The sequence below is a fragment of the Solirhodobacter sp. genome (assembly GCF_964715405.1).
Map to the genome: position 1 here is coordinate 50,083 of NZ_CBAICG010000008.1, position 12,302 is coordinate 62,384.

Here is a 12,302-nt window from a genome sequence, read left to right on the forward strand (position 1 = left end):
GGGCGGGCGCAGTCCGCGCCCGCCGCTGCCGGAGCCTGATATGACCGCCACCGATCACGTCTGTGTCGGCGCCATTGCCGGAGCCTTCGGGGTCAAGGGCGAGGTGCGCCTGAAAAGCTTCTGCTCCGACCCCGAGGCGATCGCCGCCTACGGGCCGCTGGCGACCGAGGATGGCAAACGCCGCTTCAAGGTGACGCTGACCCGCGTCATCCCGAACGGCTTTTCGGCCCGTCTTTCCGGCGTCGCCACCAAGGAAGAGGCCGACGCGCTGCGCGGCACCTCGCTCTATGTCGGGCGCGACCGCCTGCCCGGACTGGGTGACGACGAGTTTTACCACGCCGACCTGATCGGCCTGACCGTGCTCGACGCTGGCGGCACTCCGGTCGGGCGTGTCACGGCGGTGCACAACCACGGTGCGGGCGACCTGCTGGAGGTTGATCGTTCCGGCCCGAAATCCGCCCTACTTCTGCCCTTCACCCGTGCAATCGTCCCGACAGTCGATCTGGCCGCGGGCCGGATCATCGCCGACATACCGGAGGGATTGCTGGAATGACCCCGAATCTGCGCCACCAGATGTTCATGTTTTGCGCCGCCATGCTCTATTTCGGCGCAATGCTTGCAGGTCTTGCGGGCTACACGTGGCACATGGTGCCGATCTTTGTCGCGCTGTTCCTGATGTGGCTGGTGATCCTTCACCCTGAACTCTGGCCGCAAGCCGGGGCAGAGTGGCGCCGCGCCAGCACCATCGCATGCGTCGCGATGCGGATCGTGACCCAGGTCGCGCTGGTGGTGTTCTGCTTCGCGCTGGGGCGCGGCGTGGGCGGCATCCTCGGCACCGTGCCGCATCTGCCGCTGGGCCTGACGGTCGGGCTGTCGTTCCTCGCGCTGCCGTTCCTGCGGATGCTGCGGTCGGAACCAGCCCCGGAGGCCCTGAAGGCGTGACGGAACCAAAGCCGAAATCGCACGGACGCCTGTCGATTTCGGCTTCCTCCCAGCCACGCGACCTGATGGACGGGCCGCAGCGCGTCAAAGGCGCATGGACGGCGAAGGTCGTGACGCTGTTTCCCGACGCCTTTCCCGGCACGCTCGGCCTCAGTCTCACCGGCAAGGCGCTGGACATGGGGCTGTGGTCGCTTGAGCCGATCGACCTGCGCCCGTTCGGCGAGGGTCGCCACAGGAACGTCGATGACAACCCCGCCGGGGGCGGCGCCGGGATGGTGCTGCGCGCCGACATCGTGGGCAAGGCGCTGGCCTCGGCTGCGATCGGCACCCCGCCCGATCGCGCGCGCTGGCCGGTGATCTACCTGTCGCCGCGCGGCCGCCGCTTCGATCAGGCGATGGCCCGCCGCTTTGCCACCGGCGACGGCCTGACCCTGCTTTGCGGCCGGTTCGAGGGCGTGGATGAACGGGTGCTGGAGCAATTCGGTGTCGAAGAGGTCAGCCTGGGCGATTTCGTCCTGACCGGGGGCGAGATCGCGGCACAGGCCTTGATCGACGCGACCGTTCGCCTTATACCCCGCGTGCTCGGGAATCATCAGTCCGCCGAAGAGGAATCCTTTTCGGACGGGCTTCTTGAATTTCCGCAGTACACACGGCCCACGCTTTGGGAAGGCCGCGCGATCCCCGAGATTCTTCTTTCGGGCCATCACGCGAACATCGCCGACTGGAGACGGGGGATGGCCGAAAGGCTGACCAAGGAACGCAGACCTGACCTCTGGCGGGCTTACTGTGCGGTGCATGGTAGGGACCCGGACGAAGACCGAGAGCTCTGAGGTTGCATCACACCGCGGAACAACCGCGCCAGACGAAGGACAAGCGATGGACATTATCGCGCAACTGGAGGCCGAGCAGATTGCCGCTCTGGCCAAGACGATCCCCGACTTCCGGGCCGGCGACACCCTGCGGGTCGGCTACAAGGTGACCGAAGGCACGCGCACCCGTGTGCAGGCCTACGAAGGCGTCTGCATCAGCCGCAAGGGCGGCAGCACGATCTCGGCCTCGTTCACCGTGCGCAAGATTTCCTTCGGCGAGGGCGTCGAGCGCGTCTTCCCGCTCTACTCGACCAACATCGACGCGATCGAGGTCGTGCGTCGTGGCCAGGTTCGCCGCGCCAAGCTGTACTACCTGCGCGACCGCCGCGGCAAATCCGCCCGGATCGCCGAATTCACCAACTACAAACCCAAAGACGGCGCGAAAGCGTAAGGAGCGGGACCATGAAAAAGGGCATTCACCCCGACTATCACATGATCGACGTCAAGATGACGGACGGCACCGTGTTCCAGACCCGCTCCACCTGGGGCAAGGAAGGCGAACAGATGGCGCTCGACATCGACCCGCTGGCGCACCCGGCCTGGACCGGTGGCAACGCCAAGCTGATGGATACCGGCGGGCGCGTCTCGAAGTTCAAGAACAAATACGCCGGCCTGGGCTTCTGAGCCTCACCCCGACGACGGAACCGGGCGCCTCTTGCGGGGCGCCCTTTTCATTGGGGGCTTCCGTGCCACCGCAGGCTTGGTCATACTGGCGCGATGATCCGGTGTGCGGTCTGCCTTATCCTGCTGCTTGCGGCGCCTGCGGGCGCGCAAACGGTGTTCGATCGTGCGGCGGGCCTTTACGGCAGCGTCGAGAACCCGGCCCAATCCTGCACGCAGAACCCGCACCGGCTGAGCTTCATGGCCGCGCCGCCGCACGCCCTTTTCCGTTGGGCACAGCCCGCGCCTGACGCCAGCGGGCAGATGCGGGACCATGAGCGATACGACATTCTGGACTATGACGCGGGCTCGATCACGCTGCGGCGAGAGGGCGACCCGCAAATGACCGCGGACGGCAATCCTCCGGTCTGGATCCTTCGGTTGACCCAAAACCCGGCGGGCTACTGCTGGGGACGCGCCGATTGGCCGGTGGTTCGCTGCGAGCGCCTGGCCCTGCGTTGCGGGGATGACGCCCCGACGTCGTGACTGCCACAGTCGGCCGACTTGCTGCTGCCGTCAGCTTCCCATCGGCATGGCCACAACATATAGTGACCCCAACAAACCTCGCCGCTTGAGCGGGTAACGGGACAGGGAACGCATCTTGGCGCACATCATCGTGGTGGGAAACGAGAAGGGCGGCTCGGGCAAATCCACCACCTGCATGCATGTGGCGACCGCCTTGGCGCGGATGGGGTTCCGGGTCGGCGCGCTTGATCTCGACCTGCGCCAGCAGAGCTTTGGCCGCTATATCGAGAACCGCCGCGCCTATATGGCCCGCTCGGGCCACAGCCTGCCCACGCCCGATCTGCGGCCGCTGCCCGAGGTCGATCGCAGCACGCTGGCGCCGAACGAAAACGTCTTCGATCAGCGGTTGTCGGCCGCGGTGTCCGAGATGGAGCCGAGCTGCGATTTCATCGTCATCGACTGCCCCGGCTCGCACACCCGGCTGAGCCAGGTCGCGCATTCGCTGGCCGACACGCTGATCACGCCGCTGAACGACAGTTTTGTGGATTTCGATCTGCTGGCGCACGTCGATCCGGAAACCGGCAAGGTGAAGGGCCCCTCGATCTACGCGGAAATGGTGTGGAACGCGCGGCAATTGCGCGCGCAGGCGGGGCTGAAGCCGATCGACTGGATCGTGCTGCGCAACCGGCTTGGCGCGCAGCAGATGCACAACAAGAAGAAGGTCGGCGCCGCGCTGGAGGATCTGTCGCGCCGCATCGGCTTTCGGGTGGCGCCCGGTTTTTCCGAGCGCGTGATCTTCCGCGAGCTGTTTCCGCGCGGGCTGACGCTGCTCGACCTGCGCGATCTCGGCGTCGATCAGCTGAACATCTCGAACATCGCCGCGCGCCAGGAAGTGCGCGACCTGATGAACACGCTGGGCCTGCCCGGCGTCAGCGGCGACCTCTGAACAGCGCAACACCCGCGGGGGCGGGGCACGCCGCGGCGCAAAGCGCGCTGAGCCGTTTGTCGAACGCCGAAGGGGTGTGTTGCCTGCCGCGCAGCAGGTGAATGACGAAGCGGCGACCCAGGTTCATGATCAGCGTCTCCATGTTGATCCTGTCGTTGAGTCAGCGTGATCGCCGTTCGCGGCCGAACTGTGTCGCGCGCGGTCCGGCGCCGCGGCTTGCCCGAAACAATCGCTTGCCTGATTCGCGACAACCGCCACAACCGCACGCCGGGCGAAGGCAAAACGCGCGGCGACACCGGGCCAGGAGGCTGTTACAAAACGATCATGAACAGTCACACAACCTTTAAACACAGAAGATACCAAGCGCGGGACTGAAGCCGACGTCACGCCACTTGCCTTGTCACAAAAAGCGCCGTTACCTGTAGCGGCCCGGACTGACCGGCGGACAGGAGCAGCGGTTCACGATCATCCTGTCGCGACAGCGGCTTCAGCGGCATCAACAACAATGGGGAGCGACCCGATATGAAATTCAACCATCGACTTGCGATCACGGCCAGCGCCGTGGCGCTGTCCTCCGTGGCCGGGATGGCCTCGGCCGGCGCCATCGACGACCTCTACACCGCCGCGAAAGCGGAAGGCCAACTGACCGTCATCGCGCTGCCGCACGACTGGTGCGCCTACGGCGACGTCATCGCCGGCTTCAAGGCGAAATATCCCGGCATCACCGTCAACGAACTGAACCCTGACGCGGGCTCGGGCGACGAGATCGAGGCGATCAAGGCCAACAAGGACAACAAGGGCCCGCAGGCGCCCGACGTTGTCGACGTCGGTCTGGCTTTCGGCCCGTCCGCCAAGAAAGACGGCCTGATCCAGGCCTACAAGGTCTCGACCTGGGACACGATCCCGGCAAACGCCAAGGACGCCGACGGCTTCTGGTACGGCGACTACTACGGCGTGATGGCCTTCGGCATCAACAAGGACATCGTGAAGAATTCCCCCGCCGACTGGTCGGACCTGACCAAGCCGGAATACGCCAACGCCGTTGCCCTGACCGGCGACCCGCGCTCGTCGAACCAGGCGATCCTCGCCGTGATGGCGGCCGGTGCCGCTTCGGGCGCGAAGCTTGGCAAGGACTCGGGCGAAGCGGGCCTGAAGTTCTTCGCCGCGCTGAACAAGGCCGGCAACTTCGTCCCGGTCTCGGCCAAGTCGGGCACCATCGCCCAGGGCGCGACCCCGATCGTCGCGGCGTGGGACTACAACCTGCTGGCGTGGAAAGACAGCCTGAAGGGCAACCCGCCGATGGAAGTCGTCGTGCCGAAGTCGGGCGTGGTCGCCGGTGTCTACGTGCAGGCGATCTCGGCCTTCGCGCCGCACATCAACGCCGCCAAGCTGTGGATGGAGTATATCTATTCCGATGAAGGTCAGCTTGGCTGGCTGAAGGGCTACTGCCACCCGATCCGCTTCAACGATCTCGCCGCGAAGAAGGCGATCCCGCAGGCGCTGATGGATGCGCTGCCGCCGGCCGATGCCTACACCAAGGCCGTGTTCCCGACGCTGGACGAGCAGGCGGCCAACAAGGCTGCCGTCACCGGCGGCTGGGATGCCACCGTGGGCGCCGTGGTGAAGTGATCCTGACCTGACCACCGGTTCGCCCCGCGATCTGCGGGGCGAACCTTTTTCCACAGGCTGACGCAGCGGACCTTTCCGGCATGACCATGACGTCCACCATCGGTGCTGCCGCCAAGCCGCGGCGAAGACTGCCGCTGAACTGGCTCGGCATTGTGCCGTTCCTGTTGTTCGCGGTGCTGTTTCTGATCCTGCCGACGCTGAACATCGTCGTCGGCGCCTTTGTCGATGCGCAGGGCAATGTCACGCTCGCCAACCTCGGCAACCTGTTCAGCGCGTCGATTCTGGACGCCTTCAGGATGTCGATCTGGCTCAGCCTGCTGACCTCCGTGATCGGCTGTTTCGCGGGCTTTCTGATCGCCTCGGCGATCACGCTGGGGAACCTGCCCGGCTGGCTGCGCGGCAGTGTGCTGACGTTCTCGGGTGTCGCGTCGAACTTTGCCGGCGTGCCGCTCGCCTTCGCCTTCATCGCGACGCTGGGCCGCGTCGGTCTTGTCACCGTGCTGGCGCGCGACTGGTTCGGGGTGAACATCTACGCCACCGGCTTCAACCTGCTCAGCTTCGTCGGCCTGGTGCTGACCTACCTCTATTTCCAGATCCCGCTGATGGTGCTGATCATCACCCCGGCGCTGGAAGGCCTGCGCAAGGAATGGCGCGAGGCCGCGGTGATCCTGGGCGCCACCAGTGTGCAATACTGGCGCATGGTGGCGCTGCCGGTGCTCTGGCCCTCGCTCTTGGGCACGGCCGCGCTGTTGTTCGCCAACTCCTTCGGCGCGGTCGCCACGGCGATGGCGCTGACCGGGTCGGGGCTGACGCTGGTGCCGATCAAGCTGTTCGCGCAGATCCGCGGCGACGTGCTGAACGACCCGCATCTGGGCTATGCCATCGCTTTCGGGATGATCCTGCTGACCGGCATCGCCAACGTCATCTACATCGTGCTGCGCATCCGCGCCGAAAGGTGGATCAAATGAAGCGCAACCGTCTGGGCTCCTGGCTCATCATCGCGGCGGGCGCGGTCTATTTCTTCCTGCCGCTGATCGGGATGATCGAGTTCTCGCTGCGCATGAAGCGCGGCGAATACAGCCTGGAGGCTTACCGCGTCGTCCTGTCGGACCCGCAGTTTCAGGCCACCTTCGGCTATTCGGTCGTGCTCGCCCTGCTGACCATCGTGCTGGGCGTGCTGATCGTGGTGCCCACCGCCTACTGGGTGCGGCTGCGGCTGCCGGGAATGCGCCCGGTGATCGAGTTCATCACGCTGCTGCCGCTGGTGATCCCGCCCATCGTGATCGTGTTCGGCTATATCCGCATCTACAACACCTCGTCCTGGCTGCCGCTGACCGGCACCTGGTGGGGCACCAACATCCTGGTGCTGTTCGGCTATGTCACGTTGTCGCTGCCCTACATGTACCGCGCCGTCGATACCGGGCTGCGCGCCATCGACGTGCGCACGCTGACCGAGGCCGCGCAGAGCCTCGGCACCAGTTGGGTCACCATCTTGGCCCGCGTGATCCTGCCCAACGTGCTGGTCTCGGTGCTGTCGGGCGCGTTCCTGACCTTCGCCATCGTGATCGGCGAATATGTCTTTGCGGCGCTGCTGAACCTCAACACCTTCGGGCCCTACATGTTCTGGATGGGCGGCAACCGCGCCTACGAACCCTCGGCGCTGGCGGTGATCGCCTTCGCCATTACTTGGGCCTGCATGGGGCTGATCCAGCTTTTCACCCGCTTCTCCAAATTCTCCTCAGCAAAGCGATAGCGCATGGCCTACCTGGAACTCAATCACCTCGAGAAATCCTTCGGCGCGACCCGCGTGGTGAAGGATTTCGACCTGTCGATCGACAAGGGCGAGTTCGTCTCGTTTCTGGGGCCGTCGGGTTGCGGCAAGACCACGGTCCTGCGCATGGTCGCGGGGTTCGAGACGCCGACTGCGGGCACCATCGTGATCGACGGGCAGGACGTCACCGCGTTGCGCCCCAACCAGCGCAACATCGGCATGGTGTTTCAGGCCTATGCGCTGTTCCCGAACCTGACGGTGGCGCAGAACGTCGGCTTCGGGCTTCGGGTCGCGGGCATGGCACGCGCCGAGATCGCCGCGCGCGTGGCCGAGATGCTGAAGCTGATCGGCCTGTCCGACCTTGGCGCCCGCTATCCGTTTCAGCTTTCCGGCGGTCAGCAACAGCGCGTGGCGCTGGCCCGCGCGCTGGCGGTGCGGCCGCGCGTGCTGCTGCTGGACGAACCGCTCTCGGCGCTCGACGCCAAGATCCGGGTGTCCTTGCGCGAGGAAATCCGCGCCATCCAGCGCGAATTGGGCATCACCACGATCTTCGTGACCCATGACCAGGAAGAGGCGCTGTCGATGTCGGACCGTGTCGTGGTGATGACGAACGGCATCGCCGATCAGGTCGGCACGCCCTTCGAGATTTACAACCGCCCGACAACCCGCTTTGTCGCGCAGTTCGTCGGCACGCTGAACCTGCTTGACGCCAAGGTCGTGGATGCCGTCAGTGGCCATGTGACGGTCGGCGAAACGGCGGTGGCGCTGAACCGCACCCTGAACGGCGCCCACGGCGCGATCAGCTTGGCGCTGCGCCCCGAGGTGATCAGCCTTGGCCGCCACACCGCGCGCGGCGTCGTGCTGTCGGGCCGCATCGCCGAGGTGCACTTCCTCGGCTCGGTCATCCGCATCCGGGTGAACGTCGGCGGCAACCTGATCTCGCTCGACACCTTCAACCAGCCCGATACGCCGCCGCCCGCCGTTGGCAGCGCCGCCGAGATCAGCATTTCAGAGGCCGACCTGCTGGTGCTGACCGACTGACTGGCGCCAAGAGGCCGACCGGTATAGACCTTTGCGGGTTGAACCGTGAGAGATTGATGCCAGGCAAGATTCTCCTGACCGGCGGCGCCGGCTACATCGGGTCGCACACCTATGCGGCGCTGTGCGCGGCGGGTTACGAGGTCGCGATCCTCGACAATTTCGCCAACGCGCGCGACGACGTGCCCGACCGGCTGGAGGTGATCACCGGCAGGCCGGTCACCGTGTATCGCTGCGACATCCTTGACCCCGCGGGGCTGGCGCGCGTTTTCGCCAGCGACCGGTTCGACGGCGTGGTGCATTTCGCCGCCAAGAAGGCGGTGGGCGAGTCGCAGGAAAAGCCGCTGGAGTATATCGAGACGAACTGCACCGGCCTGGTGAACCTGCTCAAGGCGATGCGCAACGCGGGGGTGTTCCGGCTGGTGTTCTCGTCCTCGGCCACGGTCTATGCGCCGACGACGGACTGGCCGATCCCCGAGGGCGCGGCGCTGGGCTATGCCAGCACCTATGCCTACACCAAGCTGATGGGCGAGCAGATCATCCAGCAGGTCGCCGGGGCCGACGACCGCTGGCGCTACGGCATCCTGCGCTACTTCAACCCGGCCGGGGCGCATGACACCGGGCTGATCGGCGAAGACCCGTCCGACATTCCGAACAACCTGATGCCCTATATCGCCAAGGTCGCCACCGGCGAATTGCCCGCGCTGAACGTGTTCGGCAACGACTACCCGACGCCCGACGGCACCGGCGTGCGCGACTACATCCATGTGGTGGACCTCGCGCGGGGTCACGTGCTGTCGCTCGACGCGCTGATGCGCGGCGATGACAGCCACACCGTGAACCTTGGCACCGGGCAGGGCTATTCGGTGATGGACATGCTGGCCGCCTATTCGCGTGCCTGCGGGCGCGATCTGCCCTGCAAGATCGCCCCGCGCCGCGCGGGCGATCTGGATTGCTACTACGGCGATCCGACCAGGGCCGCCGAGGTGCTGGGCTTTCGCGCCGAACGCGATCTGGACAACATGTGCGCCACCAGTTGGGCCTGGGTCTCGCGCCGGTCCAACACCCGTCAGGGCTGAGGCTCGGGCAACGGCAACGGCTCCAGTTCCGCCTCCAGCCGCGCACGCAGGCGCGGCGGCCAAGGCTGCGGGCGACCTTCGGCGAAGCTGATGAAGACCAGGGTCGAGTGCATCTTCAACCGCACCTGCCCGTTGCATTCCGCCACGAACTCCAGCCCCGCGCTGGTGCGCCCCAACCGCCGCAGGCAAAGCGAGATTGCCAGCATGTCACCAAGGCGGCTGGGCGCGCTGAACACCACCCGCAGCTCGGCGGTGGGCACCCCGGCCTGCATCGCGCCGTGCATCTTGGCGAAGGAATGCTTCAGGCGACCTTCAAACCACTCTTCGACCGTCGCGTTCATCATCTCCATATAGCGCGGATAGAACACGATCCCGGCGGGATCGCAGTGCTGGAACAGCACTTTCTGACGGTAGACGAAAGGCATCAAAGATCGGTCCGCACATGCCAGAGCTCTGGAAACAGCTCGACCTCCAGCATACGGCGAAGATAGGTCACGCCGCCAGTGCCCCCGGTGCCCCGCTTGAAGCCGATCACCCGTTCGACCGTCGTGACGTGGTTGAAGCGCCAGCGGCGGAAGTAATCCTCGAAATCCACCAGCTTCTCGGCCAGATCGTAAAGCGCCCAATGCCCCTCGGGGTCGCGGTAAACCTGCGCCCAGGCCGCCTGCACCGCGGCGTTCGGTTGCCATTGCTGCGCGGTATCGCGGTGGATCACCTCCTCGGGCAGCGTGAGCCCCGCCTTGTGCAATGCCCCCAGCGCCACATCGTAAAGCGAGGGCCGCGCCAGTTCCGCCTCCAGCAGCGCCTTGATCTCGGGGCGGTGCGCATGGGGGCGGATCATCGCCGGGTTGCGGTTGCCCACCATGAACTCGATCAGCCGGTACTGCCAGGACTGGAAGCCGGACGACTGGCCCAGCGCATCGCGGAACTTGGTGTAATCCGACGGCGTCATCGTGCGCAGCACATCCCAAGCGCCGTTCAACTGCTCGAAGATCCGCGACACCCGGGCCAGCGTCTTGAACGCATGGGCGAAATCGCCCCCGGCGACCGCATCGCGCGCCGCCGTCAGCTCGTGGATCGCCAGCCGCATCCACAACTCGGATGTCTGGTGCTGGATGATGAACAGCATCTCGTCATGGGCATCCGACAGTTGCGCCTGCGCGCCCAGGATCGCATCCAGCCGCAGGTAGTCGCCGTAGGACATCCGGCCATCGAAGACCATCTGGGCACCCTCGCGGGCGGGGTCGTAAGGGGTTTGGGTCATGGGTTCTCTCTCAGCCGGAAGCGTTGGATCTTGCCGGTCTGCGTCTTCGGCAGCGCGGCGGTGAAGATGATCCGGCGCGGATACTTGTAGGGCGCGATCACCGCCTTCACATGGTCCTGCAACACCTTGACCGTCAGCGCATCGGGCGCGACCCCCGCCGCCAGCACGACATGCGCCTCGACGATCTGGCCGCGGTCCTCGTCGGGCGCGCCGATCACCGCGCATTCGTGCACGCCGGGGTGCGACAGCAGCGCCGCCTCGACCTCGGGTCCGGCAATGTTATAGCCCGCGCTGACGATCATGTCGTCGTTGCGGGCGGCGAAGTGGAAATAGCCCTCGGCGTCCTGCACAAAGGCGTCGCCGGTCAGGTTCCAGCCGTTCTGCACATAGTCGCGCTGCCGCGTGTCGTCGAGGTAGCGGCACCCGGTCGGCCCCCGCACCGCCAGTTTGCCCACTGTGCCGCGCGGCACCTCGGTGCCCGCGGCGTCCACGACCTTCGCCTGATAGCCGGTCACCGGCCGCCCGGTGCAGGCCGGGCGGCTGTCGCCAAAGCGGTTGGTGATGAAGATGTGCAGCATCTCGGTGGCGCCGATCCCGTCGAGCATCGGCTTGCCGGTCTTGGCCCTCCACTCGTCATAGACCGGCGCGGGCAGCGTCTCGCCCGCCGACACGGCGGCGCGCAAGGACGACAGGTCCGCCCCCTCGTCGATCGCCTTCAGCATCACCCGATAGGCGGTGGGCGCGGTGAAGCAGACCGTGGCGCGGTACTTCTGGATGATCTCGATCATGTTGGGCGGCGAGGCGGTTTCCAGCAGCGCCGCCGCCGCACCGAAGCGCAGCGGGAAGACCGCGAGCCCGCCCAGCCCGAAGGTGAAGGCCAGCGGCGGCGAGCCGACGAAGATGTCCTCCGGCGTCACCCCCAACACCTCCTTCGCATAGCCGTCGGCGATGATCAGCAGGTCGCGGTGGAAGTGCATCGTCGCCTTCGGCACCCCCGTGGTGCCCGAGGTGAAGCCCAGCAGCGCCACATCGTCCCGCCCGGTCTTCACCGCCGTGAACCGCACCGATTTGTCCAGCGCCGCGCGGTCCAGTTCCGCGTCGTGGTTCGCGGTGCCGTCGAAGCCGATCACCGTGGTCAGGAAGGCCGAGCCCTTGGAGCAGGCGACCATCTCCTCCATCAGCCGCGTGTCGCACAGCGCGACCGAAACCTCGGCCTTGTCGACGATCTTGGTCAGCTCGCCCGCGCGCAGCATCGGCATGGTGTTCACCACCACCGCCCCCGCCTTCATCGCCGCCAGCCAGCAGGCCACCATCGCCGGGTTGTTCGCCGACCGGATCAGGATGCGGTTGCCGGGCTTCACGCCGTAATCCTCGACCAGCGCATGGGCGATGCGGTTGGTCCAGTCGGTCAGTTCCTTGTAGGTGCGTCTGCGGCCGTTGCCGATCAGCGCGGTATGGTCGCCAAAGCCCTGCGCCACCATGCGGTCGGTCAGTTCCACGCCCGCGTTCAGCCATTCGGGGTAGCTGAAGCCCTCCAGCGGCAATTCCGGCCAATCCTCACCAGGCGGCAGCCGGTCGCGGGCAAAGCTATCGACATGGCCTGAAGGCCCCAGGTTCACCATCGCGCGCCCTCCCCTGT

The 12,302-nt window shown here is 66.1% G+C and carries 16 protein-coding genes; 12 read left to right on the forward strand and 4 right to left on the reverse strand.

Annotated features, from left to right (window positions below; translation table 11 throughout):
* The first annotated feature begins 40 nt into the window (after positions 1 to 40).
* The 7 genes from rimM to AC11WY_RS05260 all read left to right on the forward strand — a co-directional run bounded on the left by rimM (position 41) and on the right by AC11WY_RS05260 (position 3,882).
* Positions 41 to 553: a ribosome maturation factor RimM gene (gene rimM, locus AC11WY_RS05230; protein WP_482923261.1), complete on the forward strand. Its 513-nt coding sequence runs from the start codon at positions 41 to 43 to the stop codon at positions 551 to 553.
* Positions 550 to 942 (forward strand): hypothetical protein, encoded by a 393-nt coding sequence (locus AC11WY_RS05235; RefSeq protein WP_482923263.1) that lies wholly within the window; start codon positions 550 to 552, stop codon positions 940 to 942. The genes rimM and AC11WY_RS05235 overlap by 4 nt, the downstream gene beginning before the upstream one ends.
* A gap of 65 nt (positions 943 to 1,007) precedes the next feature.
* Positions 1,008 to 1,772 (forward strand): tRNA (guanosine(37)-N1)-methyltransferase TrmD, encoded by a 765-nt coding sequence (gene trmD / locus AC11WY_RS05240; RefSeq protein ID WP_482923397.1) that lies wholly within the window; start codon positions 1,008 to 1,010, stop codon positions 1,770 to 1,772.
* 46 nt (positions 1,773 to 1,818) lie between these two features.
* Positions 1,819 to 2,202, forward strand: a complete 384-nt coding sequence (rplS, locus tag AC11WY_RS05245; RefSeq protein ID WP_482923265.1) for a 50S ribosomal protein L19 — start codon at positions 1,819 to 1,821, stop codon at positions 2,200 to 2,202.
* A gap of 11 nt (positions 2,203 to 2,213) precedes the next feature.
* Positions 2,214 to 2,435: a 50S ribosomal protein L31 gene (rpmE, locus tag AC11WY_RS05250; RefSeq protein WP_482923267.1), complete on the forward strand. Its 222-nt coding sequence runs from the start codon at positions 2,214 to 2,216 to the stop codon at positions 2,433 to 2,435.
* 153 nt (positions 2,436 to 2,588) lie between these two features.
* Positions 2,589 to 2,957, forward strand: coding sequence for a hypothetical protein (locus AC11WY_RS05255; RefSeq protein WP_482923269.1), 369 nt, complete (start codon positions 2,589 to 2,591; stop codon positions 2,955 to 2,957).
* 115 nt (positions 2,958 to 3,072) lie between these two features.
* The gene (locus AC11WY_RS05260) at positions 3,073 to 3,882 is read left to right on the forward strand and encodes a division plane positioning ATPase MipZ (protein WP_482923271.1); all 810 of its coding nucleotides are present in this window, start codon (positions 3,073 to 3,075) and stop codon (positions 3,880 to 3,882) included.
* On the opposite strand, the gene AC11WY_RS05265 is transcribed toward AC11WY_RS05260, so the two are convergent.
* The gene (locus AC11WY_RS05265; protein WP_482923272.1) at positions 3,866 to 4,024 is read right to left on the reverse strand and encodes a hypothetical protein; all 159 of its coding nucleotides are present in this window, start codon (positions 4,022 to 4,024) and stop codon (positions 3,866 to 3,868) included. The genes AC11WY_RS05260 and AC11WY_RS05265 overlap by 17 nt on opposite strands.
* Positions 4,025 to 4,404: 380 nt before the next feature.
* Here AC11WY_RS05265 and AC11WY_RS05270 point away from each other — a divergent pair, with 380 nt between their 5' ends.
* The 5 genes from AC11WY_RS05270 to galE all read left to right on the forward strand — a co-directional run bounded on the left by AC11WY_RS05270 (position 4,405) and on the right by galE (position 9,399).
* Positions 4,405 to 5,511, forward strand: coding sequence for an ABC transporter substrate-binding protein (locus tag AC11WY_RS05270; RefSeq protein ID WP_482923274.1), 1,107 nt, complete (start codon positions 4,405 to 4,407; stop codon positions 5,509 to 5,511).
* A gap of 86 nt (positions 5,512 to 5,597) precedes the next feature.
* Positions 5,598 to 6,479 (forward strand): ABC transporter permease, encoded by an 882-nt coding sequence (locus AC11WY_RS05275; RefSeq protein ID WP_482923398.1) that lies wholly within the window; start codon positions 5,598 to 5,600, stop codon positions 6,477 to 6,479.
* Complete coding sequence (locus AC11WY_RS05280; RefSeq protein WP_482923276.1) at positions 6,476 to 7,264, forward strand: ABC transporter permease; 789 nt, start codon at positions 6,476 to 6,478, stop codon at positions 7,262 to 7,264. Before AC11WY_RS05275 ends, AC11WY_RS05280 begins: the two co-directional genes overlap by 4 nt.
* A gap of 3 nt (positions 7,265 to 7,267) precedes the next feature.
* Complete coding sequence (locus tag AC11WY_RS05285; protein ID WP_482923278.1) at positions 7,268 to 8,323, forward strand: ABC transporter ATP-binding protein; 1,056 nt, start codon at positions 7,268 to 7,270, stop codon at positions 8,321 to 8,323.
* Between the two features lie 56 nt (positions 8,324 to 8,379).
* A complete protein-coding gene (gene galE / locus AC11WY_RS05290) occupies positions 8,380 to 9,399 on the forward strand; it encodes a UDP-glucose 4-epimerase GalE (RefSeq protein ID WP_482923280.1) in 1,020 nt (339 codons plus the stop codon).
* On the opposite strand, the gene AC11WY_RS05295 is transcribed toward galE, so the two are convergent.
* The 3 genes from AC11WY_RS05295 to AC11WY_RS05305 are packed head-to-tail and all read right to left on the reverse strand — an operon-like array spanning position 9,390 to position 12,285.
* Entirely contained in the window at positions 9,390 to 9,824 is a 435-nt protein-coding gene (locus AC11WY_RS05295) for an acyl-CoA thioesterase (RefSeq protein WP_482923282.1), read from the reverse strand. The two genes, galE and AC11WY_RS05295, sit on opposite strands and share 10 nt — an antisense overlap.
* Positions 9,824 to 10,663 (reverse strand): tryptophan 2,3-dioxygenase, encoded by an 840-nt coding sequence (gene kynA / locus AC11WY_RS05300; RefSeq protein ID WP_482923284.1) that lies wholly within the window; start codon positions 10,661 to 10,663, stop codon positions 9,824 to 9,826. Before kynA ends, AC11WY_RS05295 begins: the two co-directional genes overlap by 1 nt.
* Complete coding sequence (locus AC11WY_RS05305) at positions 10,660 to 12,285, reverse strand: AMP-binding protein (protein ID WP_482923286.1); 1,626 nt, start codon at positions 12,283 to 12,285, stop codon at positions 10,660 to 10,662. Before AC11WY_RS05305 ends, kynA begins: the two co-directional genes overlap by 4 nt.
* Positions 12,286 to 12,302: the final 17 nt, after the last annotated feature.